This window comes from Cellulosilyticum lentocellum DSM 5427 (assembly GCF_000178835.2).
Classification (GTDB): domain Bacteria; phylum Bacillota; class Clostridia; order Lachnospirales; family Cellulosilyticaceae; genus Cellulosilyticum; species Cellulosilyticum lentocellum.
Map to the genome: position 1 here is coordinate 4,342,550 of NC_015275.1, position 26,340 is coordinate 4,368,889.

At 35.5% G+C, this 26,340-nt stretch carries 24 protein-coding genes; 5 read left to right on the forward strand and 19 right to left on the reverse strand.

Annotated elements, in window-relative coordinates:
- Positions 1 to 122: 122 nt before the first annotated feature.
- Positions 123 to 2,279, forward strand: coding sequence for an RICIN domain-containing protein (locus CLOLE_RS22635; RefSeq protein WP_013658897.1), 2,157 nt, complete (start codon positions 123 to 125; stop codon positions 2,277 to 2,279).
- Positions 2,280 to 2,304: 25 nt separating this feature from the next.
- Positions 2,305 to 4,656 (forward strand): family 43 glycosylhydrolase, encoded by a 2,352-nt coding sequence (locus CLOLE_RS23715; protein WP_013658898.1) that lies wholly within the window; start codon positions 2,305 to 2,307, stop codon positions 4,654 to 4,656.
- 83 nt (positions 4,657 to 4,739) lie between these two features.
- Here CLOLE_RS23715 and CLOLE_RS19795 read toward each other — a convergent pair whose 3' ends face one another.
- The gene (locus CLOLE_RS19795) at positions 4,740 to 5,186 is read right to left on the reverse strand and encodes a MarR family winged helix-turn-helix transcriptional regulator (protein WP_013658899.1); all 447 of its coding nucleotides are present in this window, start codon (positions 5,184 to 5,186) and stop codon (positions 4,740 to 4,742) included.
- Positions 5,173 to 6,576, reverse strand: a complete 1,404-nt coding sequence (locus tag CLOLE_RS19800; protein WP_013658900.1) for an MATE family efflux transporter — start codon at positions 6,574 to 6,576, stop codon at positions 5,173 to 5,175. The genes CLOLE_RS19795 and CLOLE_RS19800 overlap by 14 nt, the downstream gene beginning before the upstream one ends.
- A 249-nt stretch (positions 6,577 to 6,825) precedes the next feature.
- Here CLOLE_RS19800 and CLOLE_RS19805 point away from each other — a divergent pair, with 249 nt between their 5' ends.
- Positions 6,826 to 8,106: a DUF1576 domain-containing protein gene (locus CLOLE_RS19805; protein ID WP_013658901.1), complete on the forward strand. Its 1,281-nt coding sequence runs from the start codon at positions 6,826 to 6,828 to the stop codon at positions 8,104 to 8,106.
- 3 nt (positions 8,107 to 8,109) lie between these two features.
- Positions 8,110 to 8,457 carry a hypothetical protein gene (locus tag CLOLE_RS19810; RefSeq protein WP_013658902.1) on the forward strand — a complete coding sequence of 116 codons (348 nt, stop codon included), beginning with the start codon at positions 8,110 to 8,112 and terminating at the stop codon, positions 8,455 to 8,457.
- 157 nt (positions 8,458 to 8,614) lie between these two features.
- Here the strand turns inward: CLOLE_RS19810 and CLOLE_RS19815 are convergent, their stop codons facing one another.
- The 17 genes from CLOLE_RS19815 to CLOLE_RS19900 all read right to left on the reverse strand — a co-directional run bounded on the left by CLOLE_RS19815 (position 8,615) and on the right by CLOLE_RS19900 (position 25,906).
- Positions 8,615 to 9,226, reverse strand: a complete 612-nt coding sequence (locus tag CLOLE_RS19815; protein ID WP_013658903.1) for a GNAT family N-acetyltransferase — start codon at positions 9,224 to 9,226, stop codon at positions 8,615 to 8,617.
- Positions 9,227 to 10,120: 894 nt separating this feature from the next.
- Positions 10,121 to 10,573, reverse strand: a complete 453-nt coding sequence (locus tag CLOLE_RS19825; RefSeq protein WP_013658904.1) for a GNAT family N-acetyltransferase — start codon at positions 10,571 to 10,573, stop codon at positions 10,121 to 10,123.
- Positions 10,574 to 10,609: 36 nt separating this feature from the next.
- Positions 10,610 to 11,299 carry an aspartate/glutamate racemase family protein gene (locus tag CLOLE_RS19830; protein ID WP_013658905.1) on the reverse strand — a complete coding sequence of 230 codons (690 nt, stop codon included), beginning with the start codon at positions 11,297 to 11,299 and terminating at the stop codon, positions 10,610 to 10,612.
- 56 nt (positions 11,300 to 11,355) lie between these two features.
- Entirely contained in the window at positions 11,356 to 12,189 is an 834-nt protein-coding gene (locus CLOLE_RS19835; RefSeq protein ID WP_013658906.1) for a pentapeptide repeat-containing protein, read from the reverse strand.
- 24 nt (positions 12,190 to 12,213) lie between these two features.
- Entirely contained in the window at positions 12,214 to 13,014 is an 801-nt protein-coding gene (locus CLOLE_RS19840; protein WP_013658907.1) for a sugar phosphate isomerase/epimerase family protein, read from the reverse strand.
- 48 nt (positions 13,015 to 13,062) lie between these two features.
- Positions 13,063 to 13,701 carry an HAD family hydrolase gene (locus CLOLE_RS19845; protein WP_013658908.1) on the reverse strand — a complete coding sequence of 213 codons (639 nt, stop codon included), beginning with the start codon at positions 13,699 to 13,701 and terminating at the stop codon, positions 13,063 to 13,065.
- 269 nt (positions 13,702 to 13,970) lie between these two features.
- The gene (locus CLOLE_RS19850; protein ID WP_013658909.1) at positions 13,971 to 15,434 is read right to left on the reverse strand and encodes an NADP-dependent glyceraldehyde-3-phosphate dehydrogenase; all 1,464 of its coding nucleotides are present in this window, start codon (positions 15,432 to 15,434) and stop codon (positions 13,971 to 13,973) included.
- A gap of 117 nt (positions 15,435 to 15,551) precedes the next feature.
- Complete coding sequence (locus CLOLE_RS19855; protein WP_013658910.1) at positions 15,552 to 16,763, reverse strand: DUF3360 family protein; 1,212 nt, start codon at positions 16,761 to 16,763, stop codon at positions 15,552 to 15,554.
- A 12-nt stretch (positions 16,764 to 16,775) separates the two neighbouring features.
- Entirely contained in the window at positions 16,776 to 18,653 is a 1,878-nt protein-coding gene (locus CLOLE_RS19860; RefSeq protein WP_013658911.1) for a DUF4914 family protein, read from the reverse strand.
- Between the two features lie 210 nt (positions 18,654 to 18,863).
- Positions 18,864 to 19,367: a 5-(carboxyamino)imidazole ribonucleotide mutase gene (purE, locus tag CLOLE_RS19865; RefSeq protein ID WP_013658912.1), complete on the reverse strand. Its 504-nt coding sequence runs from the start codon at positions 19,365 to 19,367 to the stop codon at positions 18,864 to 18,866.
- 121 nt (positions 19,368 to 19,488) lie between these two features.
- Positions 19,489 to 19,854, reverse strand: a complete 366-nt coding sequence (locus CLOLE_RS19870; RefSeq protein WP_013658913.1) for a DUF2294 domain-containing protein — start codon at positions 19,852 to 19,854, stop codon at positions 19,489 to 19,491.
- A gap of 531 nt (positions 19,855 to 20,385) precedes the next feature.
- Positions 20,386 to 20,847 (reverse strand): HTH domain-containing protein, encoded by a 462-nt coding sequence (locus CLOLE_RS19875; RefSeq protein ID WP_013658914.1) that lies wholly within the window; start codon positions 20,845 to 20,847, stop codon positions 20,386 to 20,388.
- 514 nt (positions 20,848 to 21,361) lie between these two features.
- Positions 21,362 to 22,078: an ABC transporter permease gene (locus tag CLOLE_RS19880; RefSeq protein WP_013658915.1), complete on the reverse strand. Its 717-nt coding sequence runs from the start codon at positions 22,076 to 22,078 to the stop codon at positions 21,362 to 21,364.
- Positions 22,075 to 22,890: an ABC transporter ATP-binding protein gene (locus tag CLOLE_RS19885; protein ID WP_013658916.1), complete on the reverse strand. Its 816-nt coding sequence runs from the start codon at positions 22,888 to 22,890 to the stop codon at positions 22,075 to 22,077. Before CLOLE_RS19885 ends, CLOLE_RS19880 begins: the two co-directional genes overlap by 4 nt.
- On the reverse strand, positions 22,887 to 23,678 hold the full coding sequence (locus CLOLE_RS19890; protein ID WP_013658917.1) for a MerR family transcriptional regulator: 792 nt from the start codon (positions 23,676 to 23,678) through the stop codon (positions 22,887 to 22,889). Before CLOLE_RS19890 ends, CLOLE_RS19885 begins: the two co-directional genes overlap by 4 nt.
- 249 nt (positions 23,679 to 23,927) lie before the next feature.
- The gene (locus CLOLE_RS19895) at positions 23,928 to 24,245 is read right to left on the reverse strand and encodes a hypothetical protein (RefSeq protein WP_013658918.1); all 318 of its coding nucleotides are present in this window, start codon (positions 24,243 to 24,245) and stop codon (positions 23,928 to 23,930) included.
- A 17-nt stretch (positions 24,246 to 24,262) separates the two neighbouring features.
- Complete coding sequence (locus CLOLE_RS19900; protein WP_013658919.1) at positions 24,263 to 25,906, reverse strand: putative polysaccharide biosynthesis protein; 1,644 nt, start codon at positions 25,904 to 25,906, stop codon at positions 24,263 to 24,265.
- 278 nt (positions 25,907 to 26,184) lie between these two features.
- On the opposite strand from CLOLE_RS19900, the gene CLOLE_RS23385 reads away from it, so the two are divergent.
- A complete protein-coding gene (locus CLOLE_RS23385) occupies positions 26,185 to 26,337 on the forward strand; it encodes a hypothetical protein (RefSeq protein ID WP_013658920.1) in 153 nt (50 codons plus the stop codon).
- Positions 26,338 to 26,340: the final 3 nt, after the last annotated feature.

Genomic DNA, 26,340 nt, shown 5'->3' on the forward strand with positions numbered 1-26,340 from the left:
TAAAAATACCTCTTTATTTCAGTCTAAAAGATTAATCATTTATCTAACAACTTACATAACTTAAATCATCTAATCTCAATTTGCACATTTATGGAAAATAAGAATACAAAGGAGATGTAAAAATGATTACCTGTATAAAAAAAATATTCACCCAATTATCATCTTACGTACTTGCATTAGCTTTGATTATAACAATATTGCCACCTAATGAAGCTTTAGCCGCAAGTGATGCAATCATTAATTTATCATCAGAATATCAAACAATTCGTGGCTTTGGAGGAATGAATCATCCAGCTTGGGCTGGAGATTTAACCTCCGTTCAAAGAGAAACCGCTTTTGGTAATGGAGATAATCAATTAGGTTTTTCTATTTTAAGAATTCATGTAGATGAAAATAAAAATAACTGGTCAAGAGAATTAGAAACGGCAAAAGCTGCCGTAGCTAAAGGAGCCATCGTCTTTGCTTCCCCTTGGAATCCTCCAAGTGATATGATAGAGACTTTTACTCGTAATGGTGTGGGCAATCAAAAACGTCTAAAATACAGTAAATACGCTGCATATGCTCAGCATCTTAATGATTTTGTTACCTATATGAAAAATAACAATGTGAATCTATATGCTATTTCTGTTCAAAACGAACCTGATTATGCACATGATTGGACATGGTGGACACCACAAGAAATGCTTAACTTTATGAAAAACTACGCCGGCTCAATCAATTGCAGGGTTATTGCTCCTGAATCATTTCAGTATCTAAAAAATATATCAGATCCTATCTTAAATGACTCACAGGCACTTGCTAATATGGATATTCTTGGTGCTCACTTTTATGGTACTAGTATCAATAATATGTCATATCCACTTTTTAAACAAAAAGGTACAGGAAAAGATCTTTGGATGACAGAGGTTTATGTTCCTAATAGTGATAATAATTCAGCAGATCGCTGGCCAGAGGCAATAGAAGTTTCATATAACATGCATAATGCTTTAGAAAATGGCTTTCAATCTTATGTATGGTGGTACATTCGTAGGCAATATGGTCCTATGAAAGAGGACGGTACAATCAGTAAAAGAGGTTATTGTATGGCTCAATACTCTAAGTTTGTACGTCCTGGTTACGTAAAAGTTGCTGCTACCAGTAACCCTAATACAAATGTTTATGTATCTGCTTATAAAGGTGATAATAAAGCCGTTATTGTTGCAATTAATAAGGGCTCCTCAGCTATTAATCAAAATTTCGTTATCAATAATGGTAGCATAAAAAGTGTAGATCGTTATAGAACTTCTGCTAATGAAAATCTAGCCAAAACAGCTAATATAGATACTAGCAGTAATAGCTTCTGGGCTAACCTACCTGCTAATAGTGTGTCTACATTCGTTTGCACTTTAGGATCCTCAAGCCCTATAGAGCCTACACCTACACCTTCACCCACTCCTACTCCTACTCCTACTCCTACTGATACGACAGTAAAGGATTATGCTGTGCTAAAGGATGGCTGGTATTATATAAAAAATACAAATGCCCAAAAGTATCTTCAAGTAAAAGATAATACAGGAGCAAATGGCCAAAATGTTGAAATAGGTACTGGTACAGGGGTTACTGGTCAAAAATGGTACTTAACCAATACGAGTAATGGCTATGTCACTTTGAAAAATGGTTTAGATTATATGCTAGATGTAGCTAATGGTGCTAATGTAGATGGTACTAATATCCAAATTTATTCACCTAATGGTATGGATGCTCAAAAGTTTAAGCTTGTTCCAACTGCCACTAGTAATGTTTACGGCATTTTAACCAAGAGTTCAGTAGACACCAAATCTTTAGATGTCTATAATTTTGGAACTACTGATGGTTCTAATGTATGCGAATGGACGTATTACAAGAATAGTTGTCAAATGTGGGTACTTGAACCTTGCGGTGCACCAGAAAATACTACGCCAACACCGACTCCTACGCCTACTCCTACACCTGAGACGCCTTCAACACCTACTTCTATGAGCATTAAGATTATCTCAGACTGGTCAGATGGTGCAACTGCTGAAATAACGATTACCAATAACACAGGTAAGGACTTAAATGGATGGACATGTACTTTTACAACTAGCAGACCTATTAGTGCTCTTTGGAATGCACAACTCGTAAGTAGCAATGGTAATACCTATACTATTTCTAATCCATCATGGCAACCTCTTCTAACTGCTGGAAGCAGCTATACCTTTGGCTGTAATATGGGTAGTGGTTCATCTGATGTAACCATTACTAATATATCTTTAAAATAATCTATAAGATATGAGGGGATAATATATGAAAGCGTATCTAAAAAGTATTAAACACATTAAAAAAATGGCATTAACAGGACTCCTTGCGGTAGGCCTAGTTACTCAGCAAGGCATCTCAGTCTCTGCTGCAGACCTTTCTTCCACTTTTAATAATTTGAATCTAACATTTGCCTACAAAAAGCAAAATGAAAATAACCCTATTATTACTCAAAGATATGCAGCAGATCCTAGTGTTATGGTCTATAATGATACTGTTTATCTTTATGCTACAAATGATTCTTATGAATACTCAAATGGTAGTATAAAGGAAAACTCCTATAGCACTATACAAACTCTTAATTGTATCTCTTCCAAAGATTTAGTAAATTGGACAGACCATGGTACTATCCAAGTTGCCGGAAGTAGAGGCGTTGCCAAATGGGCAGGTAATTCATGGGCTCCTTGTGCAACTTACAAAAAAATTAATGGCAAGGACAAATTCTTCCTTTACTTTGCTAATAATGCCAATGGTATAGGTGTACTTGTTGCTGATAGTCCAACAGGTCCTTGGACAGACCCTATTGGAAAAGCTTTAATCAGTCGATCAACCCCTAACTGCTCTGATGTTGTATGGTGCTTTGACCCAGCTGTGTTTGTAGATAGTGATGGTACTGGTTATCTTTATTTTGGTGGCGGTATTCCTACAGGCCAAAATGCACATCCCAAAACAGCACGTGTTGTTAAATTAGGTGGTGATATGACAAGTTTAGCTGGTACCCCTATCACTATTGATGCACCTTATTTATTCGAAGACTCTGGTATTAATAAAATAGGAAATAAATACTACTACTCTTACTGTTCTAACTTTAATACTGCCGGTTCAGGAATAAATGGTGGGGCAATAGAATACATGGTAAGTAATAGCCCTACTGGTCCTTTTACCTTCACTGGTGAAGTCTTTAAAAACCCAGGTGTTTACTTTAATGGTTCTGGCGGTAATAATCATCACTCTATCTTTGAATTTAAAGGTAGCTATTATTTAGCTTATCATACAAGAACATTAGAACTCGCTCAATTTGGTAAAAACCTTGGCTATCGCTCTACACACCTTGACAAGCTATCTGTAAATAATGGCGTTCTTTCAGAAGTAAAAGGTACAATGGCGGGTGCATCTCAAGTTTCTTATCTCAATCCTTACGAAAGAGTTGAAGCAGAAACTATGGCTATTCAAGCAGGTGTCAATGTAAGTGGTAGTGGCAACACCCTTGTAACAGATATTCATGCTGGTGATTGGATTGGTGTTAAAGGCGTTGATTTCTCAGACGGTTTATCTAAAATAACTGTTTCTGCTAAATCATCTACTGGTGGCGTTATTAAAGTATGTACGAATAGTCCTTCAGGCACAGCACTTGGCTATATTGAAGTGCCTAATACATCTGGCGCTTTTGTAGAGGTGAGTTCAGTTCTTTCTAATATTTCTGGTGTAAAAGATTTATACTTTGTATTTAGTGGAAATATGGAGCTAGATTATTGGAAGGCAGTAGCTTACTCTGGCCAAGCTACTGAAACAGATACAACTGTAAAGAATTACGCTACGCTTAGCGATGGCTGGTATTATCTTAAAAATACCAACGCTCAGAAATATCTTCAAGTAAAAGATAATGTAGGAGCAAATGGCCAAAATGTTGAAATAGGTACTGGTACAGGTGCTAATGGTCAAAAGTGGTATCTCACAAATACTGGTAATGGCTATGTTACTTTTAAAAATGGTTTAGACTATATGCTAGATGTAGCTAATGGTGCTAATGTAGATGGTACTAATATCCAAATTTATTCACCTAATGGTATGGATGCTCAAAAGTTCAAGCTTGTTCCAACTGCTACTAGTAATGTTTACGGCATTTTAACCAAGAGTTCAGTAGACACTAAGTCTCTAGATGTTTATAATTTTGGAACTACTGATGGCTCTAATGTATGTGAATGGACTTATTACAAAAACAGTTGTCAGATGTGGGTACTTGAGCCTTGCAGTGCACCAGAAAGTACTGTACCTGTACCTACTCCAACTCCTACGCCTACTCCTACCCCTGATTCACCTTCAACAACTGCCTCTATGAGCATTAAAATCTTCTCAGATTGGTCAGATGGTGCAACTGCTGATATAACTATTACTAATAACACTGGAAAAAATTTAAATGGTTGGACCTGTACTTTTACAACAAATAGACCTATTTCTTCTATTTGGAATGCAGAACTCGTAAGTAGTAATGGTACTACCTATACTATTTCCAGCCCATCATGGCAGTCTAATCTAGCTGCTGGTGCTAGTTATACTTTTGGATGTAACATGGGTAGTGGTCCTGCTAATGTGACCATTACTAATATATCTTTAAAATAGTAAAATGTCTTAGATTATAAAACATCTTTCTATATTGATACAATAAAAGAGCACTGGAAGTTCAGTATTCCAATGCTCTTTTATCATTCTTCATTAAATAGATAGCCTGAATTATATCTCGTTATTTTTCGAAGTAAATAAAATAACTGATTTAATTCTTCTTGCTCCAAACCATCTATTAATTGTCTTTCCCACCTTCTTGAGATCTCTAATATCTCTTCTTTTTGCATCAAGGCCTTTTCTGTAAGATAAATGTGATATTTTCTCTTATCTTTTTCATTAGGAGCTAACCTTACATATCCCTTTTCCTCTAACTTCTTAATGGCTCTTGTAGTCGTTGCTTTATCTACACATACTTGCTCTGTTAATTCATCATGACTAACACCATCTTCTAAATAAAGTCTAAGAAGAAACTGATATTGTCCAAAGCCAATTTCATATTGATCATATTCTTTTGATAAGAAATTTGCACCTAGTCGATGTAAATAGCTAATATACCTTCCTATTCCTTCTGTTTCATACTGTTTCATAATGGTCTACAACTCTTTTCTTTATCGTTATACTTGCTATCATCTTATCATAACCTATCTCTTTAAAAATAATAATGCCTGATAAAGTTACTGCTAATAAATCGGCTATTGGTCCTGCATACCATACCCCTTTTAGTCCAAAAAACTTGGGTAATATAATAAAGGATGGAATTAAAAAGATAACCTGCCTTGTTAAACTAATAATCATAGCTTTTTTCACTTTGCCTACTGCTTGATAATAGTTAGAAGCTGTCATTTGAATCCCTATTAATGGCATAGACAATAGGAAAATACGCATACCTGATACAGTAATATCAGTCAGCTCTGGATCATTATTGAACATGCCTACCGCTATGTGCGGAAATAATTGAATGAATAAAAAGCTAACAACTAATATAGCCGTACATATGGCTAAAGAATACAGATAGGTTTGTCTCACCCTCGTATATTGCTTTGCCCCAAAATTATAACCCATAATAGGTTGTGCTCCTTGATTAAGACCGAAGATAGGCATAATAAAGATAGTACTTATTGAAGTTATTATAGCCATAGCTCCAATTGCTAAATCTCCACCATGAGTCATTAAAGCTCTATTCGAAATAACTGTTACAATACTGCTTGCAACCTGCATACAAAAAGGTGCTAAGCCAATCATTACAATATTTTTTATTATCCTTAGGTCTATTTTCATATCAGCTAGTGTAAGTTTAATAGTTGACTTCTTGCTTCTTGTAAAATAATTAATAACCCAACAGCTGGCAGCAAATTGTGAAATAACTGTGGCATAAGCTGCCCCTGCTATACCCATTCTTAAACCAAATATAAAGATTGGATCTAAAATAATGTTAATCGCAGCACCAATCATCATAGTGTACATACTTACTTTAGGATTAGAATCTGAACTAATGGAATGATTCAATCCAAATGCACACAAGTTACAAATGGTTCCTATAAAAAGCGGTCTCATATATGCCGCTGCATATGGAACAGTGGCATCACTTGCTCCAAAAACTCTTAAAATGGGATTAACAAACCAATTCCCCAAAAGAGCAATAGCAATACTCACCATAATAATACTGGTGAATCCATTTCCCAAATATTTTTGTGCTTCTTTTCTCTTCTTCTGACCAAAAGCTATAGAAATACTTGCTGAAGTACCTATCCCTATTAACATGCCAATACCTGTGATAATTTGAGTAATAGGCATAGTAATTCCTACACCAGTAATAGCTAGGCCTCCTACATCTGGTATATTTCCTATATAAATTCTATCCACTACGTTATAAAGCATATTAACGACCATACCTATAATAGCTGGAATGGAAAATTTGATAAGTAATCTGCCAATACTGTCTGTGCCTAAATCACTTGTCTGTTGCTGTGTTGCCATATTATCTTCTCCCTTGTTCAATATTGTTGCATATGCAACGAAACAAAGTTTAACACATTTTTGTTGCGTATGCAACAATAAGCGTTGTAGATTTGTTTGTAAAATCTGCCTAAATAAGCCAACTAGAAATTTATGCTTGCACAATGTGTATTATGTTAATTAAAATATTAGGTATACTAATAAAATTAGTATACCTAAATATACACTATTCATTATTTCAAAATGAATAACTAGAGAAAGGGGTCTTTGATGATTCAAACCAAAGGTAATGAAAATACACAACAGGTTCAGATTAAGTTTTTTTGTTTTGCTACTATTTCTTTGCTTTTTATAATATCCTTTATACTGGCTACACCCTTGGAGCTATTCTATGGTATGAAAGTTATTATTCTTTCTAGAGATGCACTGATAACGGATTACTTTGCACTAGCAGGCTATGGTGTTGCATTTTTTAATTGTGGTATTATTTTAAGCATTGTGCTTATATTAATTATCAAGCTAAGAGCTTCTTTTACAGGGCTAACCTTAGCTGCTATTTTTATTAATGCTGGGTTTGCTCTTTTTGGCAAAAATCCAATCAATATACTTCCTATATTATTAGGAACGTATATCTATGCACGTGTACACGATGCTAAGATGAATCGTTATATTTATACAGCATTGTTTGGTACATGCCTATCACCATTGGTTACTGAAGTCGTTTATTTATTACCATTTCAGCAACCTATTAACTTAATCCTTGCACTACTTATCGGAATTTTAATTGGATTTACTCTACCTACATTAGCGATGCATACAGCTTCTATGCATATGGGTTACAATTTATTCAATGTGGGATTTGCTGCTGGTATATTAGGCTTCGGTATTGTGAGTATTCTAGAGGCCACTGGATTAGAAAGTACTCCAGTTTTAATATGGCAGGAAGGTAGGCCTATTTGGCTGGTACTTGGCTTATATGGCTATTTTATAGCTACCTTTCTCTATGGTTTATGGGTTAATCAAGGGCAGCTAAAACCTTTATTTAAAATCTTGCGCCATCCAGGACGGGCAGTTGCAGATTTTATTCTAATGGATGGACTTGGTGCAACTTTAATGAATATGTCCGTTGTAGGAAGTGTTAGCCTCACCTATATCTTACTTGTAAAAGGAGACTTATCTGGCCCTGTTATAGGTGGTATATTAACTGTATTTGGCTTTGGTGCATTTGGTGTCCATGTCAAAAACTTTATTCCATGTATGTTAGGAGTCTATTTATCAACTTATTTAAAAATCTTTACACCTACTATGCCTAGCATTCAGCTTGCTGCACTATTTAGTGCAGGCATAGCACCTATTGCCGGACAATTTGGACCAATAGCAGGTATATTAGCCGGCATGCTACACACTTCTATTGTGATGTGTACAAGTGATATGTATTCAGGCCTTAATCTATATAATAATGGTTTTTCAGCTGGCTTTGTTGCTATTATAATGGTACCATTACTGGAAAGTTTTAAGAATCATTCAAGAAAAGGAAATCTTAGGAGATAAACTATGATATATGAAGAAAAAAAATTAGCTAAAATAGTAGAAGAATTAACGATATTCTTTTTTGGTATTGGAGGTAATGATATCAGCTCTAGAATACAAGAAATTAATGATACTGCTATTATTACATTCACTTCTAACTACGATTTAGCTCTTGCACATAAGTTAGATGCAATGGAGGATTTCCTAAATAGAGAAAAAAATGATAGTGTTGAAGATGTATACTGGGAATTAGTTGGCTTAGGCGAGCCAGGTGAAACCAGCCAACTACTACTAATAGGAATGATGGTAGATAAAGCTAGTGTTCATATCAATGAAAACTATGTAACCATTGAACTTGAAAAGGCCCTTTGATTTGCACTAGGTTAATGCCTAATCAAAAAAATAATAATAGCATTGGAACTATTTCTGAGTTTCCAATGCTATTATTATTTTTTTGCTATTTATAAATACCACATTTCTATTTTCTAAATAAAATTCATTCTACTCAGCACAGAGTTATAACACCTTATTACTTATGCTTGGGGGGTCTTTCTTCAAAGTGACTTTCTTTAGTTGGAAAATTTTTCTCAAATTCCGTTAAAGCTATTTCATTTACTACAAAAGCCTTATCTTCAAAGCATTTACCACTCATACCACTTAAGCTTCCTTCTGATAATTCAAGCGCCATAAATTCCTCAAAATTAGTCCCCCATGAGGTTTGAAGCCCATATTGCTCCGCATTTACAAAACCAAAATGATGATAAAATTTAGGATCTCCATAAAGGACAATGCCTTTAAATCCCATTTTTCTAGCTAACTCTATAGTATGTCTCATCAACATACTGCCAATGCCCTTTCCTTTATACTCAGGTAACACCCCAATTGGTCCCATACATAAAACCTTATTATCAGCGCTATTATTTTCTACAGTTACTTTTGTATAAGCAATGTTTCCAACAATTTTATCTCCATCAATAGCTAAATAATCTAATTCCTTTACAAACCCTTCTGATTCACGCAACTGCCTTAATATAAGATGCTCATCACAACCTGGTTTATAAACATCCCAAAAAGCTTCTCTTGTTAGGTTTTCAACCACTTCATAGTCTTTTGCTTCTTCTAATCTAAGTACAATATCCATATCTTTTTTACCTACTTCTTAATAATTAATATACTTACATACTATCAATATCTCTTTAACGCTTCAAGGTTACCATTTAATTGTTTAAAGAAACTTCAATACAAACAGAAATTTGTCGGTAACTTTACGGGCTATTTGGGCGGAACTGAGAGAGGGTGGCTACCTGCCGTGATTCCGCCCCGCATTTTCAGTAGGCACTAAGCTCACTTTTTTGGATGAACGCCCACAAACTCGGTTCCCTCAAACACGTGGGCTAAGTACCATCCAAAACGTTCGCTAAGTGCCTACTGAAAATGCTTCGAAGTCACCCCGTCAGACAGCCACCCTCTCTCAGTTCTACCAACAATAATGCGTAAAGTCGCCTCCATTAAGTGTTTTCAAGAAAAATAAAACTTGTTATTATCTTTTTTCTGCACTTTTCACTTAGGGGTTTGAACACTTAAGAGATCAATAATGCTTGTAAGGCTCCCTAGCTTCCTTACAGAGCTACTTCTTGACAAAATAGACTTATGGGAAGCTTTATACGTTATTGCCTTGGGCGCCTGCCCCCGGCTTCGAGTATTTTTTAACTGTCGTTACGACTTCTTTCCACGCTGCTTCACTGTCTTGGATGTTTATGAGGTCAACAACGTTTGTGAAAATGAGTGGGTATGGGTGCCTGGAGTAGTGACTTGGGAGCATTTTTTAGAAGCACTTAGTGAACGTTTTAGATGGGTTTTAGGCAGCTGTTTGAACGAAGTGAGTTCTGCCGTTCATCTAAATAAGTGAACTTAGTGCTTCAAAAAATGTGAACCGGAACAACGGAAGGCACCCATACCCACTCATTTTCTCTCAGACGTACTTCTCATAAACGCCAAGACAAATTTTAATTTGCATAGCTGAATAACTGCCTTGTTACAATTGCTTTTCCATACAAATTGACTCTTTTAAATTCTTATATGGGCCGTAATTATCTATTATTACAAACCCCATTTCCTTATAAAGCTTAGTAGCTACTACTAGTCGCTTACCTGTTTCTAATATAAGTTTCTGATATCCCTGCATTCTAGCTTTCTCTTCAAGTGCATTTATTATTTGCTTAGAAATACCTTTGCCTCTATGATCTGGCCTTACAAATACTCGCTTAATCTCTGCTATGCCTTTTTCATAATGTTTAAAAGCTCCACAACCAATAGGCTCTCCATCCTCCAATGCTAATACCACTTCTTTTATACTTTCTAACGTATTATACTGGCTATACTGATTAGCTTGTTTTTGGCTACCTATTGTATGATTTAAGTCTTCATCTAAAGCTGCACAAAGCTTAATAAAATGTGGGTCACTGCTTGTTGTATAAACAATCTGCATGATCTATTCTCCTCCCTATTTGAATACAAGTCGTCTTTACTCTATAGCATAAAGCGCTGCCTTTGTTGCATGAATAATAGTCGTATCAAATACAGGAATACTCACATCTTCTTGTCTAATCAATAAGCCAATTTCTGTGCACCCTAAGATAACACCCTCTGCTCCTTTATCAGCTAATTCTTCTATGATTCTAATAAATTCTTTTTTAGAGGTTTCTAATACGCTACCTAGGCATAATTCATTATAAATCGTATTATTAACAACCTCTATATCTGCTTCATTAGGAATAAGTACCTCTATGCCTTGTTCTATAAGCTTAGATTTGTAAAAATCTTGTTGCATCGTATATTTAGTGCCTAGTAAGGCTACTTTTTCTATTGTATTCTCTTTTAATCTGCCAGCTGTTACTTCTGCAATATGTAAAATAGGTATATTAACCTTTGCTTGAATCTGATCTGCTACCTTATGCATGGTATTAGTACAGATGATAATAAAATCTGCACCGCTTCTTTCCAGATTTACAGCTGCATCTGCTAATATTTCACCACTCTTTTCCCATTCACCTTTTGCCTGACAGGCTTCAATCTCATCAAAATCAACGCTATATAATATACATTTAGCGGAATGAAAGCCTCCTAACCGTTCTTTGACTACTTGATTAACCATTTGATAATAGGTGACCGTGCTCTCCCAACTCATACCACCGATCATACCAATTGTTTTCATATGAACCTCCCTTAAAGTTATACTTACTCATTAAATATCCTATTTATATCCTTTACTTACTTCTCCCAGTAAGAAGGCCTATCTAGCCTACTTGGTAACTTTGTAAATTGATTTCCTTTAGCCGTATTTATTTGAGTCTGAGTTAAAAATATACTCTTACTGAGATTTGCGCCTCTTATATCTGCATCTCTCATATCTACACCAATTAATAAAGCACCTGATAAATCGCACTCTTTTAAATTTGCGGCAATCATCATAGCCCCACTTAAATCGGCTTCCTTCAGATTAACTTTTCTAAGGTCTTTGCCAATTAACATCTTTTCAAAACTAGTTTTTTGAATAGACTTCTTGTCCTGTCTATTTAATTTATAAGCTTCTTTTAGCAGTATATTGACTTGTGTTCTATGACTTTCTATATCTATTTCAAGGATTGCCTCAGGCTTTAATAAAGTCATCTGTTTTATTTCTTCAATCATGCTTTGTAAACTTTCTTTGATAGATACAATGTTTTCTAAAGTCACTGCTTCTGTCAAATACCATAACATCTCATGAAGCTGTCTCATTACTAAAAACGCCTCATACATTTGCTTTGCTAGCTTCGGTGATGATATCCAGCTTTTCCCTCGATAAGTTATCTGAGCTATCTTTTGTCCTGCACCAAAACAATCATAGGATGTGCAGCCTTTGAGGCCTTTATTTCTTAACTCACTATGGATATCGCATCCAAAGTCTGACTGTAAATGCTTGCAAGGGCACCCTGCTACCTTATCTGCTGGGAAACCATCTAATTTAGAAAAATAAAGGGCTACACAACAAAATCCAAAGCATTTACTACAATCAATCTTTATATGTTTAAAAAGCTGGTCTATTAATTCAATCTTGTTATTCATCTTGTCTCTTCTCTCTGTCCTTTCCTATGTTAACGAAAAACCCTTATCTCTATCCAGCAAACGTATTGTAGAATTTTTTAAAGCCTCTATTGTTTTAGTTTCTACTACACAACTACAATTATTCTCCTTTGCTAAGTCAAAGAAATAAGGCAAATCAATCTCACCAGTAAATAGCTCAAGGTGATTTCTTTCTCCTATAGCATCATGAACATGCATATGTTTCATTCTTTCTTTATGAATAAGCATAAAGGCCTCGTCTTTTTTACCGCTTGAATAATCGTGCCCAATATCCCAGGTTAAATAGCAATCTGTTTCTTCTAAGAACATCTCTACCGCTTTTCTAATAAAAGGCTTATGATAAATCCCTGTATTCTCAATAGCAAGCTTAACACCTGTTCCCTTTAACATCTGATTAATATGGTTTGAAGATGCTAGAATATTTCTTAAGTACTCTTCTTCAAATTTCTCATAAAGTTCAACTTTCCTATTCGGCAAAGTAAAGTAAATACCACTATTCATATGCATATTAATAAGAGGGGCATCAATTCTGCTTGCAAGTTGTATGGTGTCTTCTACAATTTTTAAATTCGCTTCCCGTATTCTTTTATTAAAATGCCCTACATCTAAATCCTCTGGTAAATGGAAGGTAAAATACATCTTATGCTTTGTCTTTAATTCATTAAGTACTTCTGCATCTAGACATTCTGCTTGAAAAGCTGGTAAGTTCATATTAATCTCTATAAAATCAAGTCCAAGTTCATGGCATAGGCTTATATTAGCTTCTAAACCCTCTAATTCAATAAGTGTTGGCATTCCAAAGTTCATATTTATTTCCCCTTTTCCTGTTTATTTATAGGCATAGACTTATGCTACTTAGCTTTCTATGTATTGTAATATATCCATTAAGTCCTCTGTTACAATAACGTTATTTGCTTCTTTGGCTACCTCTTCCCCGCAATTAATACCTAAAGAAGTACCACAATATCTGAAAAGAGGAATATCTGTTGCACCATCTCCAATAGCCATGCATTCATCAGGCTGTATGCCTTCTTTTAAGCAAAATTTCTCTAAAGCACTCATCTTGCCCCTGTCCCCTAAATGACTCAAGATTCTGCCAGTGAACAAATCATTTTCACATTCATATAAACTGCCATCATAAGCATCCATTCCCCATAACTCACTAGCAACCCTAGCAACTTGAATAGGTCCTGCTGTAATAAGTATAGTTTTTATATGCTGTTCATGTAGCATACTCATTACTTCATTGACATTCTTAATGGGTTTTAGAATAGTATCAAACTGTTCCTCTATTCTTGTTACAGGCACGCCTCTAGCTAATTCTGCTTTTAGATAATCCGCTTCAATCCAATCACACTTTCTTTCCTGCTCCTCACGTTCGATTTCTATAAGTTCATCTAGCTTGTCATTAAGTATACTTAGATACATTACTGAATGAATCTCCTTTATAAGTGTATCATCCAAATCAAAACATACGGCTTTAATATGCCCCATTATACACCTCCACCTCTTAAAACAATAAAGAACCGATTAATCTCACCCTATTATATCATCAATATTAGTAATACCACTAACATCTTCAAAACTATTCAGTCTAATATACAAAATAGTTCTCTAAAAATATATTTGGGGAAGATATGAAAGAAATTATATTGGTGTAAGCCAGTTTGGGACAAAGCAAATAGGCACAAGCTTGTAGCTTGTGCCTATTTGCCTCTGAGAAAATTCTCCTTGCATACTAAAATCGGTTATTAAATCAAGACTTATCTATGCAAATTAATAATCGTTGCTTTTGGCCTAGACATAGATTCAATAGAATATCTAATGCCTTGAGTTCCCATACCTGAAGATTTAACACCTAGGAATGGGAAATGGTCAGGCCCTCTTTCAGTTTTATTATTCACTTGAACAGTTCCTACTTCTAACTGATCTGCAATATAAAATGCATCTTCAATATTTTGAGTAAATACAGAGCTTTGAAGTCCGTATTCTGATTCATTAGCAATTTCTATTGCCTCTTCTTTACTCTTCACTCTAATAACAGGTACAACTGGGCCAAATGGCTCTTCCCAAGCTAATCGCATATGAGTTGTTACATAGTCAAAAAGTGTAGGCTCAATTAAATTGCCTGTACGGTGTCCTCCAGTAACTAACTCTGCTCCTTTTTCTACAGCATCTTCCATTAACTCAGAAACAAAATCTGCTGCCTTTGTACTAATAAGCGGTACGACATCTAAGCTTTCATGTTCAAGTGGATTTCCCACCTTCAACTGACCTATTTTCTCTTCTAGTCTTTGAACAAGTTCATCTGCAACACTTTCCATTACAATAATTCTTTTTACAGCTGTACATCTTTGTCCGGAATAAGAAAAGGCTCCTGCTACAATCTGGCTAGCTGTCATTTCTAAATCTGCATCTTCAAGAACAATAGCAGCATCCTTACCACCTAGTTCCATAAGAAGAGGTACCATTGATGTCAACTTAGATATTCTTCTACCTACTTCTGTACTTCCTGTAAAGTTAATAAAATCAACGTCTTTATGCGTTGTAATGTAGTCTCCTATTTCACTACCTTTTCCTGTCACAGTATTAAGTACCCCTAATGGTACCCCCGCCAACTGAAAGATACGCGCTAAATATAAACCACTTAAACTGCCTTGTGTTGCTGGTTTTAATACAACTGAATTTCCAATAATAAGCGCAGGTGCAATCTTAGAAGCGGCTAAGTTAACTGGATAGTTAAAAGGTGAAATAGCAAGTACAACACCTAGCGGTTCCCTTTTTACAACGGATACTTTATTATTTTTAAATCCTGGGAAACTATCTCCAGGAATACTTTCTCCTGAGACATTTTTGCCACTATCTGCTGTAAATCTAATAAAATCTGCTGTTCTTGATACCTCTGAGCGTGAACTCTTCATATCTTTTCCAATCTCCAGCATCAATAAATGTGCAAGTTCCTCAATATGCTCTAGTAAAAGATCTGCTGCTTTATATAAAATATCTGCACGTTCATTTACTGTTTTAAGCTTCCATTGTTTTTGTGCTCTTTTAGCAGTTGCCATAGTGATATCTACTTCATTCTTAGTCATAGCAGGCACACTACCTAATAAGCTTTGGTCAAGTGGTGAGTAGATATCTATAAATTGATTACTCTCACTACCTACCCAGTCTCCGTTTAATAAATTTTTAAATCTCTTATCTGAGTCTTTCAATACTCCAAACATTATTACCCCTCCATTCTTAGGTCATTATTTATATGTCTCATTAAATTTTTGTAGTCTCTGACCTCATTTATAAAACTATGTTTATAGTTTCATCATACTCCTTTTTATCACCTAAATCTATATGTCATTATTTTTACTTAACTTTTCAAGTACTACTGCTCCTAGCCAAGTAATGATTGGACTATAGCCAATCCCAATGGCGGCAAGTATAATAATTGCTATTTTTTGTCCTACTTGTTTACCTTTTCTCCACTTATTAAATCCTGTGAGTGAGAGTGGCATAAATATACCAAAAAGTAGCACCGTCCATACAAGTGGTGGAAAAGCAAATAATTTAATGGGTATACCCATTAAACCCACTAGAATGCATAGCACACTTAATAAGATAGTTGCCCCTCTCATAGGCCTTTTAATCATAAAAAGTGGTATTAAAAAGCTACGCCACAAAGAACTTGTTTGCGCTCCACCAAAGATTCCTCCTATGATATTTCTTATGGCTACCATCATAAATGATTGATTTAAGTTTATCTCTTCCCTCTTTTGCTCCTCCTTACTTTGTTCATCTAACAAAGTGGTGATAGCAACTGTATCCATTGCCCAGAGTAACATGACAAATATGGCAAAGGGTAAGGTTTTTAAAATGGTTGGCAAGTTTAGACCAAAACCAATTTCCCAAACTCCTTCCCACCAATATCCAGGATTTAAAACTAAGTTATTCATTGGCTCTAATAGATTAATTTTTATTCCAACTAAAAGAGGTAACACAAGTGAGACGATTGCAGAAATAGGAATCATCAGCCAGGCCTTTTCTTTTTTCAGCAAATAAATGTAACAGACAGTTAATACAATTAGCAGTACTGCTAGAATCCAATAAGTCTTATTAAAGAATGCAATGAGCTTTTGGATACATAATATCACTCCTGATATACCAAAAACTAAAGTCAAACTTGTTTTACTAACGTGCTTTGACATAAGAATAAGTCTTGACAACAAGCCTGCCTTAACAAAAATGAGCCCAATGATCCCCACCAATACACTTAAAACCAGTGGATGCACGCCAAACTTTACCATAGAAGGAATGAGTACAACCAATGGTGCAAGTGTTCCTGCAACTGCTATTTCTGGAAAAATCAAAGTGCTTATTAAAGCGATTATTCCTCCCACAACTATTTCTAGCCGCACATTATCAAATACAAAATGGGGATTTGTTATTCCTAGCTCCTGAGCCCAAACTACTGCAAAGGAAGAAATGAGCGAGATTTTACCTATTAATCCTGATAAAGCAGGTATAAAGTCACTACCCTTAAAGTAGCCTCGTATTTTCCTCATTTCGCCTTCTTCCTAATATTTCATAGGTATAAGATCTACGTAATCTTGTACCTTTGCATCACTTAATACTAGTTCTATGATTTTAGCCCCTAAAGGATCAAGTTCTGGTGTGTTAAACTTCTCTAGTTCTTTCTTAAAGAATTCATTAAGCATAGCTGCTCCTTTATCATAAGCTTCTACGCCTATCTCTCCTTGTCTTTCAGGATACAAGAAGGCTTTTCTTACATATTGTCCATCTACTTTAATCGAGTCTAAGGAATATCCTAGTAATGAACAACGTGTTTCTACTAAATGTTCTTGCTTAAATTTAGCACTTCCACGTCTTGCAATATATTCTCTAGCAATCCATTGAGGCATGAACCCTACCTTATAAACACCAATATGTTGATTTGGTATTAAGATATAACGTGTGTTACTATTAGCTGTCACTTGTTGTAATAATAAATTAGCTTGCTCTACCATTTTTCCTGTTGCAAAAGGCCAGTAAGAACCTACCCCTTCACTTACTAGTCCTGTTGATGCAGTAATACTTGGATTATTATGTCCTCTTGGTGCTACTAATCTCCATACCCAAGCAAGTGCTGGTGGCAAAATATGAAACATACCTAGTATACCGTAAGTAGGATTATCTCTGGTACAAGCTGGTGTTCTTACACCAAAGCTTCTTACATCGATTTCTACTGGTTCATCAATAACATCAGGTACTAATCTGCGTGGTAAAATGGCTCTTGGATTAGGACAAGGCTTACCATCAGAATCTTTAATATGTTCCCAAACAAGGCAAGTAGAACCTGGAACTGCATCAATATTAAAAAATACGATAGGTTCTTCTGGTTGAGTGAAGATTTTTTCATGTTGTGGTGATGTACCATAGCCTGTAATATGATCTAGTCTTAAAAACCAACCTGCTTCTGCATCCTTTACTACAAGTTTTTTACTATCATTTTGCATATCAGGATGGCAAATCGCCATATCATCTGTTATAGGATAAATCGCACAGTTTTCATCCATTTTAATATAAGTTTTTTCTCCTGTTTGCGTATTTTCTGCCAATACAATACGTCCATCTAGTTGTTTATGAATACCTTCTAGCATCTCACTTTTACCGCCACCAGAAGCTCCCTCATGCATGATGACAATCTCATTATCATAAGGCGTAACTACCTTAACTGTAGAAGCATGAACAGTTACCCATCCTTCACTTTCTCCAATGTTTAAAAGCACACCATAGATTCCTTTCTTTGCACTTGGACCTGGATATAAATTATAAGAAAATAGCTCATGAACTTTTTCAAGTCTATTGTGAATAACCATTTGTTTTCCGCCAAAATGTGTATGTCTAAAAGGAGGTGCGAGGAAAATAATAGCTTTAGGTGAGAATGCAGGATCAAGCTCCTCAATATTTAAGAAGCCTTGTAAATCTGCAAGCCCACAAGCAAAGAAACCTGCATTAGCTGGTGCTATTAAAAGGGCATCATAGCCATATTGATCTCCACCTGCTTTGAAAGGTAATACAATAAGATTTCGCCCTTTGAGCCAATCAAAGGTTTCATTTCTTAGCCCCTCAAAATTCTCTCTATATACATCATCATATTTAGGTTTATCTGTATCATTATCATCAGCAACTAATAAACAATCTGGATCACGTCTTCTCATATAATCATCTGGATAATTAACAACTACACCGTTTTTACAACGTGTTATAGTTGCCTCAGTAACCATGCCATGCCCTGGTGTTTCATAGGTTACATCATATACATCTCCTGATGTATCTCCAAAAGATAGGTTAACTAACTCCTCCTTTGATCTTGGGAATACAATATGAGGACTCTCCTCTAAAATCTCTACTACATAATCTGGTAAATTTAGTTTGTTTATTAATGCTTTCATGCTATCGTCCCTTCCTTCTTTTAATAGTTAACTTCTGGTCTTAATCCTTTATCATGACTTATTAATACTTAAAGTTTTATTTCTATTTTTACTTATTACCTTGAATCTTTAAGCTCTAACTCTTTACGCTTTACTTTTCATTCTTGTTTCTTCATTATTCATTATTAGTTTGCCACTATTAATGCTTCACTTTTTATTCTTCATCATCCTTTACATTTTCCACCATATCTCAGTTTGTAGGCGTTCATCTTTTTCTAATATTTCTTTGACCATGTTCTTCTTCATTTTTTCTAGTTTTTCAGCTACCTTTTCATCTGAAATACTTAATATCTGTGCTGCTAGAATTCCTGCATTATCAGCTCCATCAATAGCAACTGTTGCAACAGGTATTCCTTTTGGCATTTGAACTGTAGATAATAAAGCGTCAAGGCCTTCTAAGCTAGTAGATGTACACGGTATTCCTATTACAGGTAAAGTCGTATGAGCTGCTATCACGCCTGCTAAATGTGCCGCTTTTCCTGCTGCAGCAATAATAACACCGAAGTCATTACTTCTAGCCGTACATGCAAATGCACTTACTTGCTCTGGTGTGCGGTGAGCACTCATCACATGAACTTCTATGGTAATACCAAATCCTTTTAAGGTGGTAATTGCACCTTTTACTATGGGCAAATCACTGTCACTACCCATGATAATGGCAACTTTCTTACTCATAAAAACACCCTTTCTTGTGTGATAATAAAATAAAAAAGCCGATACCCTCAGAATAATCCTTGGATATCGGCTTACTTACAACTTAGCTAGGCTACTTTGCATCGTCTTCCGCATTTATTATTTATTTTCTAGAGACTAATTCCTCTAAATTAGTATCAGTGGTAATAATAATGACTTTCTCCCCAGTTTTAGTACTAATATCGGAATGGGTGCTAATCACGGCTACATCAATAATGTCATTAATTAATGTTTCCAAGTATTCTCTCCCACCTTCAAAAAGTGATGTGCGCATCTTTTTAAATAATTCGATACCCTGAGGATTATCAGTGAGTTTTTGCTCTGAAGGACTAAGAAAACCCATGAGTCTCACAATGATCATGTCGTTAACTATATGTGTTCGAATGGCTTTAGGGCCTCTTCCCATATATTCAACTTCAAACCTGCTAACTGCCTCGCTAATCTTAGCTTCTAACTGTCCTTTCGTCACGCAACTACCTCCTATTAATTATTCATAATAATATCAACTTACACCATAATTGTCAATATATTTTTATTAAAATGCAATATTACATTTTATTCATTTGTGTGCATAATTGTTTTTATTTGGCATACATTTGTTTTTCTATCTCCAGGAAAATATTTTGAATGCCTTTTCATATTTCTAATTCCTTAGTACCTATCTCTTTTATTATAACACTTATTTCCCATGTTTTTCTCAAATATTTTATTTATCTCACATCTATCGCATCAGTCGGAAAACAATTTTGATTATATAAAAAAATAGACATTCATAATAAGACTATCTACATGCTGATGCAAATGCAATGCAATTAGTTTTTAAAATAAGGCTCAATGTCACTTGTTTATATTGTAGGTGCGCGTAGAAAGATATTCCTTTCTATTCGTGATTTTCTCTATTATTTGATTCTGTTCTTTTATCACTCATATATAAAAATAGCCCATAAATTTCTGTTGAAATCATTAGAAATTCATGAGCTTTCTATCATTTATGTTGATCTTAATTTAATTCATCAAGTTCTATCTTGAGTCTATCAATCAATTCTTGCGACGCTGCACCTAATCCTTTTTTAGTTAATTGAATAATTGCCTCCTCAATACTGGAGAAATTAAAACTCGTCTGGTATATCTTTATCTTATTTAAGAGATCAGTAGGTAAAGGAATCTCAATTTTTTCACATGCTATCTTTTTCTCTATTTTCTTTTCTTCATACCACTCTGGTAAGCCTATGGCACGGCCTTCTTCTATTTCTACAAATACTAATCTTGGCTTATTTCCTTTATCTAATCTAATATTTCGCTCTAGTGTCTGTGATAAGGATTGAATAGGGTCTTTAGCTGTACTTGGAGCAACTAGCCTTCTTTCTTGTGCCAATTTTGCTAAATCTTTAGATTTAAGAGGTTTTTTGTACTCAGCTAAAAGCTGGGCTGCTGCTTGTTGTATTGTAATTGTCTTCTCCATCATTTGCCTCTTATCTTCAATATAATTACTGTTTCTTTTTATTATAAGAGATATTTTATCTCTTTACCAATACCATATATTTACATTTTGTTGGACCTTTTTTATATTCATCTAATTGTCATCTATTTCCATCTTAACTTCATCTTGTATACATCACTTATAATCATTATTCATCATTATTTCGTCATATTCATCAACTTTTAAGCATTTTATGATTAATGTTGATTTTTTAGGATTTTATATTTTTTATAACTTCCTTTTACCCCTTCCTATTCCTCCTCTCCCTCTAGTATTATGATGACAACTAAGCTAATTTCTTATGCATCATTCTCTCAAATCAATCATCACAGCTTCCTAAATTTAAGTACAGTCAAACTTATGCTTATATCAACTAAATTTTTTCACTGTAAATCTTTCTCTCCCAACGCATGTATTGACATAAGCCGAAGCCTTACACCAAGAGGAAGAGGTTCCCATGTCTTTCACACGGAAACCTCTTCCTCTCAATAGCTCATTATTCTGATTTCAGCCTTCTTAGCAAAAAAACACATAGTATAACCGCGCCTAAGAGAATAGCTAATAAAGGCCACAGGTTGCCAAAATAAAAACCTTCGTCCACAATCAATTGATACCCCCAAGTTGCAGGTAATATTTTTCCTACAATCTCAAAAAATCTAGGAAGTAAACTAGTAGAAAACATAATCCCCGACAGCATAATGGATGGTAGAAATATCACTTGTGAAATCATGGTAAGTTTTGCTTGGTTTTTTACCCATAGCCCCAAGACACTCCCAATACTTAATGATACTGCAATAAAAACTGCAAGTGAGCTAAAATACAACGGCAAACTTGCTGGTAGCGTCGCATCAAAAGCAATGGGGGCGATGATGCATATTATCGCGCACATAATCAGTAGATGAATAAACGCTGACAAAAACATAGAAACCATGCCAAGATACAACGGCACACCATTGGCTTTGTACACTTTCTTTATATCGCTTCCGTATATCTCTACAAGGGAAGGTGGCAAACCTATCAGTGCGCCAGTTGATACACCTAGCACAGTCATGGATTGTATAAGCGTATACTTAGCCTGGGGGTTTATGGATGTGAACATCCCCCCCATAACAGCAAAGAATAAAAGAGGAACCACATAACAAGTAATAAGTAGTGATTTGCTTCGTATATCCAGTTTCCATTGCAATGCCACTCCGTATAAAAATGCACTCATTCGCCATTCCCCCTTGCTATGTCAATAAAATGCTGTTCTAGCGTTCCCCTGTCTATTTTAATGTCCAGCACGTCAATTCCCCGCTGCTTGAAATCTTCAAGCAAAGTCAGCATGGTATCCCCAATATTGTCAGATTCAAATTCTTCATCACCTTGCTGGGTCTTGATGTGAAGGGTATAGCGTTTGCCGATTTTTGAGGTTAATTCTGCAACAGTACCCAAAAAGGCAATACTGCCATCATTCAGAATAGCAATGCGGTCACACAGGCTTTCAACCTCTGCCATATCGTGGCTAGCTAAAATGATGGTCTTTCCCTGTGCCTTCAGTCTTCGAATTTGGTCATGAAGTGATATTCTACCTTCAACATCAAGTCCGGCAGTCGGCTCATCCAGGAACACAATATCCGGATTACTGATCAAGGCGAGGGCAAGGTGCAAACGCCGTTTTTGCCCTGTTGACATATCTGTGTATAGCTTTTTCGCCAGCTCGTTAATCCCCAGAGCAGCAAGCATAGAATAGTCTATTTTTGTTTTATTCCATTTTGCAAATAACCTTACAGCTTCCATGGGTTTGATATGGTCAGGGAGAGACGCCGATTGCAACTGAATACCTCTCCTGCCATTCACCACGATACTGCCGCTGTCATACTTTCGTAAGCTCTCGATACATTCAAGTGCTGTGGTTTTGCCTGCACCGTTTACGCCAAGCAATGCAAAGATTTCACCCTTTATAACGTTGAAACTCAAGCTTTTTAGTACTGTATGATCCCCATAGCTTTTCTTTAGTTTGTCAATCTGTATGGCGTAGCTCATTTTACTCCCTCCTCATAACCTAATGTTGTAAAATAGGCTTCTAAAGCCGATTCTATAAAAGTGTTGGCAATTGCTTGTTTTTGTTTCCATTCATTGTCCGGACCATTAAGGTTTTTTGCCTCCATAAGTACTGGTAGCATACTTATATCCCCTCCCGTAAATTCCATAAGCATTTTCCAAAACTCTTTGGCAAGGTTTTGCCCCTTCTCGCTTTCGGGCGGTACGCCATCTTTTTGAAGCCATATCGCTTCATCGATCAAGCGTGTGAAAGTCTCCATCATTGCTAAGCTACTATCCTTATCGAAGTGGCTCCGAAAATGGTCAAGAGTCTTATCGTCTAAATGCTTGATAACCCAGTAGAATTCATTTTTCATTTGTAGATTTACGATAATATCAGCATATTTCTTAAAATCTACCGATTGCATTTGTAACACTTCTGCTTGTAACGTTTCTATCTCTTTTAGGGATTCTGACAAGGTTTCTATCTTTTCTCGTATGGCAACGGCCTGTTCTGTAAGCGCGCTGGCAACATCACCTGGGGTATCAAGAGAAATCAGGCGATTTTTTATATCATCCAATGAAAACCCCAGATGTTTTAGTGACAGAATTTGATAGAGTTTAATCACATCCTTATCCGTATAAAGCCTACGGCCTCCTTCACTCTCTGACGATGGCGAAAATAAACCTTCTTTATCGTAGTATTGCAGGGTTCGGACGGTGACACCCATTTTCTTTGCTACCTCTCCAACCGTCATATATCCTTCCGGTGTCGCTTTGTGTTTTTCCATATTTATCACCTCTTGCTCATATTATAATTCATTACGTTACGTCACATTCAAGATATTTTTCAAATTTTCTCAATTTATCTTATTACCTAATAAAAAAGCGTCATACCCTCACATGATGCGCCCCCAATAAGTTAGATTTTTAGGCCTAACTTATTGGGGGCAGTTCAACATTTGGCATGACGCTTTTTTATTAGACGCCTTGTTCTTTCTTTACTATCACAGACAAGGCAATCGTGAGTAATGCTATTTCTATATAAATGGATTTTGGGAACTTGAAACTTCCTGATGAATTACTATAGGATCTGAAATCAATCCATATTGTTCATCTTCTGGATATGTAACTGCAATTTCATGATTACTCCCAGCATACTCATTAACACTATCCATTGTCTCCCATATGGTACAAAGGAAAAAATGTGCCCATTCATTTTGCTCTACTATTTTCACATAGGCACCTCTATTCCCTTGAATAGCCATTGTATCGCTTACTCCTGTTTTATTTAAGTAATCCTCAAACCCCTGTTTATGTTCTAGTGGCACTATTCCATGCCAGGTTCTTGATATCATAAAATCCCCCTACTAACTCATATTCTTATAAAACGCTGCAATTTCTTTCCGCCTGGTAACCCTTCTAAATCTGCTTTGTCAATAGTGCGAGTCCATATAGCTACAACGAAGTATACTACTATGGCAACTGGTATCACTAATAACATGCTAAGCTTTTCTCTTCCCATTAATAGATTCATCACTACATATAAACCGTACGAAATAGCACCCATAATAACAGCACATATAATTGGCTTTATAACTACTTGTTTCCACTCTAGTTTTATTGCAAAGTGGCGGTATAAGTAAATGAGATTTAAGCTACCATAGATAGCATAGCAAATAGTTGTACTGTAAATGACACCAAAAATATGACACTGTGGTATACGTATTAATATATAGTTAATAACAACCTTAACAATGCAAGCTAAAATAGCATGAACAGAAGCCTCTTTAGGTTTTCCCATAGCTTGTAATACAGCTGCACTAAGCTGGGCAATAGTAATAAAGATTAAACTAACAGCACCTGCTGACAAGAGTTCTCCCCCTGTTGCTTTTCTTAAAACAAGTCCAATAATAGGCTCTCCAAATAAGAAGAAGGCTACAGCTGTAGGTGCTGCAATAATCATCCCCAACTTAAAAATCATTTTAATCTTTTCATTAATATCTTTTCTTTTATTGATAACCGCACTAGCTGCAATAGCTGGTATAGAAGCTGCTGCTATTTGAACAATAATAGAGATAGGAATATTAATGAATGTGTTATATTGAAAACCATACTGACCTTTCAAACTAGTTGCTATCTTTCCGATTTCTAAATGAGCTACGTCTGCTACTGGCACTGTCTCAATAAGTCCACTTGCTTTCAGCTGACTTAGACTTTCAGGCAATAGATTTGTAATCATACTTAAATCAATAAAAGTCATAATAGAAAATACACACGTACTAATAATAATAGGTAACATAATCGCAAGTACTTGTTTTAAAATGACCTTATTACTTTCCTGATGATAGTTTTTTTGAGCTTCTAAAACAGGCTTTCTTTCCTTTTTTATCTTCAAATAGATTACTATTAATGCTAAAAGCGCAGCTAAAGCACCTATAGAAGTTCCTAAAGTTGCACCTGTTACTGCACTTAAAAGAGATTTTTCAATCAGATAGTATGCTAGTATTACTGTAAAAACAACATGAAAAATCTGCTCTATTACTTGTGAGGAAGCTGTTGGGACCATATTACCCAGGCCTTGAAAATAGCCTCTTAAACTGGCTACCACTGTCATGATTAAAATGGTTGGAACAAGTACTCTAATAGGTTGCCCAACATTTTCTCCATTAAAAAACAAATCTGCAATCACATCTGCCCCTAAGACAACTATGACTGCTAATATCAAAGAACAAATAAAACCTGCTCTTAAAGTAACCTTAAAAATATGTTCTGCTTCCTTATGCTCTCCTATTGCCTCTCGCTCTGCAATAAGTTTGGAAAGTCCCGCTGGTATAGCTGTGGCTGTTAACGTTAAAATAATGATATATACCTGATAAGCTGAGGAATACAGTCCGTTTCCTTCATCTCCAATAATATTAGTTAATGGAATCCTATATACTAGGCCAATAATTTTGCTAAGCATGACACCAATGCTTAAAATCATAGCCCCTTTTAATATATTCTGTTTCGTTTCCATACTTTCCCCTCATTTTCTATGTAATCTATCTTGTTTAACTCAAATTTAATCATATTTATTTTTCTATTATTTTCCTATCCATTCTCCACTTTATCATACTCTGCACGCTCATAAAAGTAGATTTTATAAAGACAGTGCTACTTAATAAATGATTACCTCACCAACTACTCATTTTACGGCTTTCTTATACATAGCATGCATATGGAAAAATTTAAACTTATATCAAACACAAAAAAATCACAAACTAATCTTAACCCAACTTAAAGGAGTGATAAGCTATGGCAAAAGACAGCCAAATCGATAATAAAGAAGCACGTATGAGAAAGTGTAACTATCAAACGCCACTAACGGCAGAAAATCAAAATCATAATCCAAATGCAAAAAAACATTCTATCAAACGAGAAGGTTTCAAGAGTGATCATATCAATTAATCT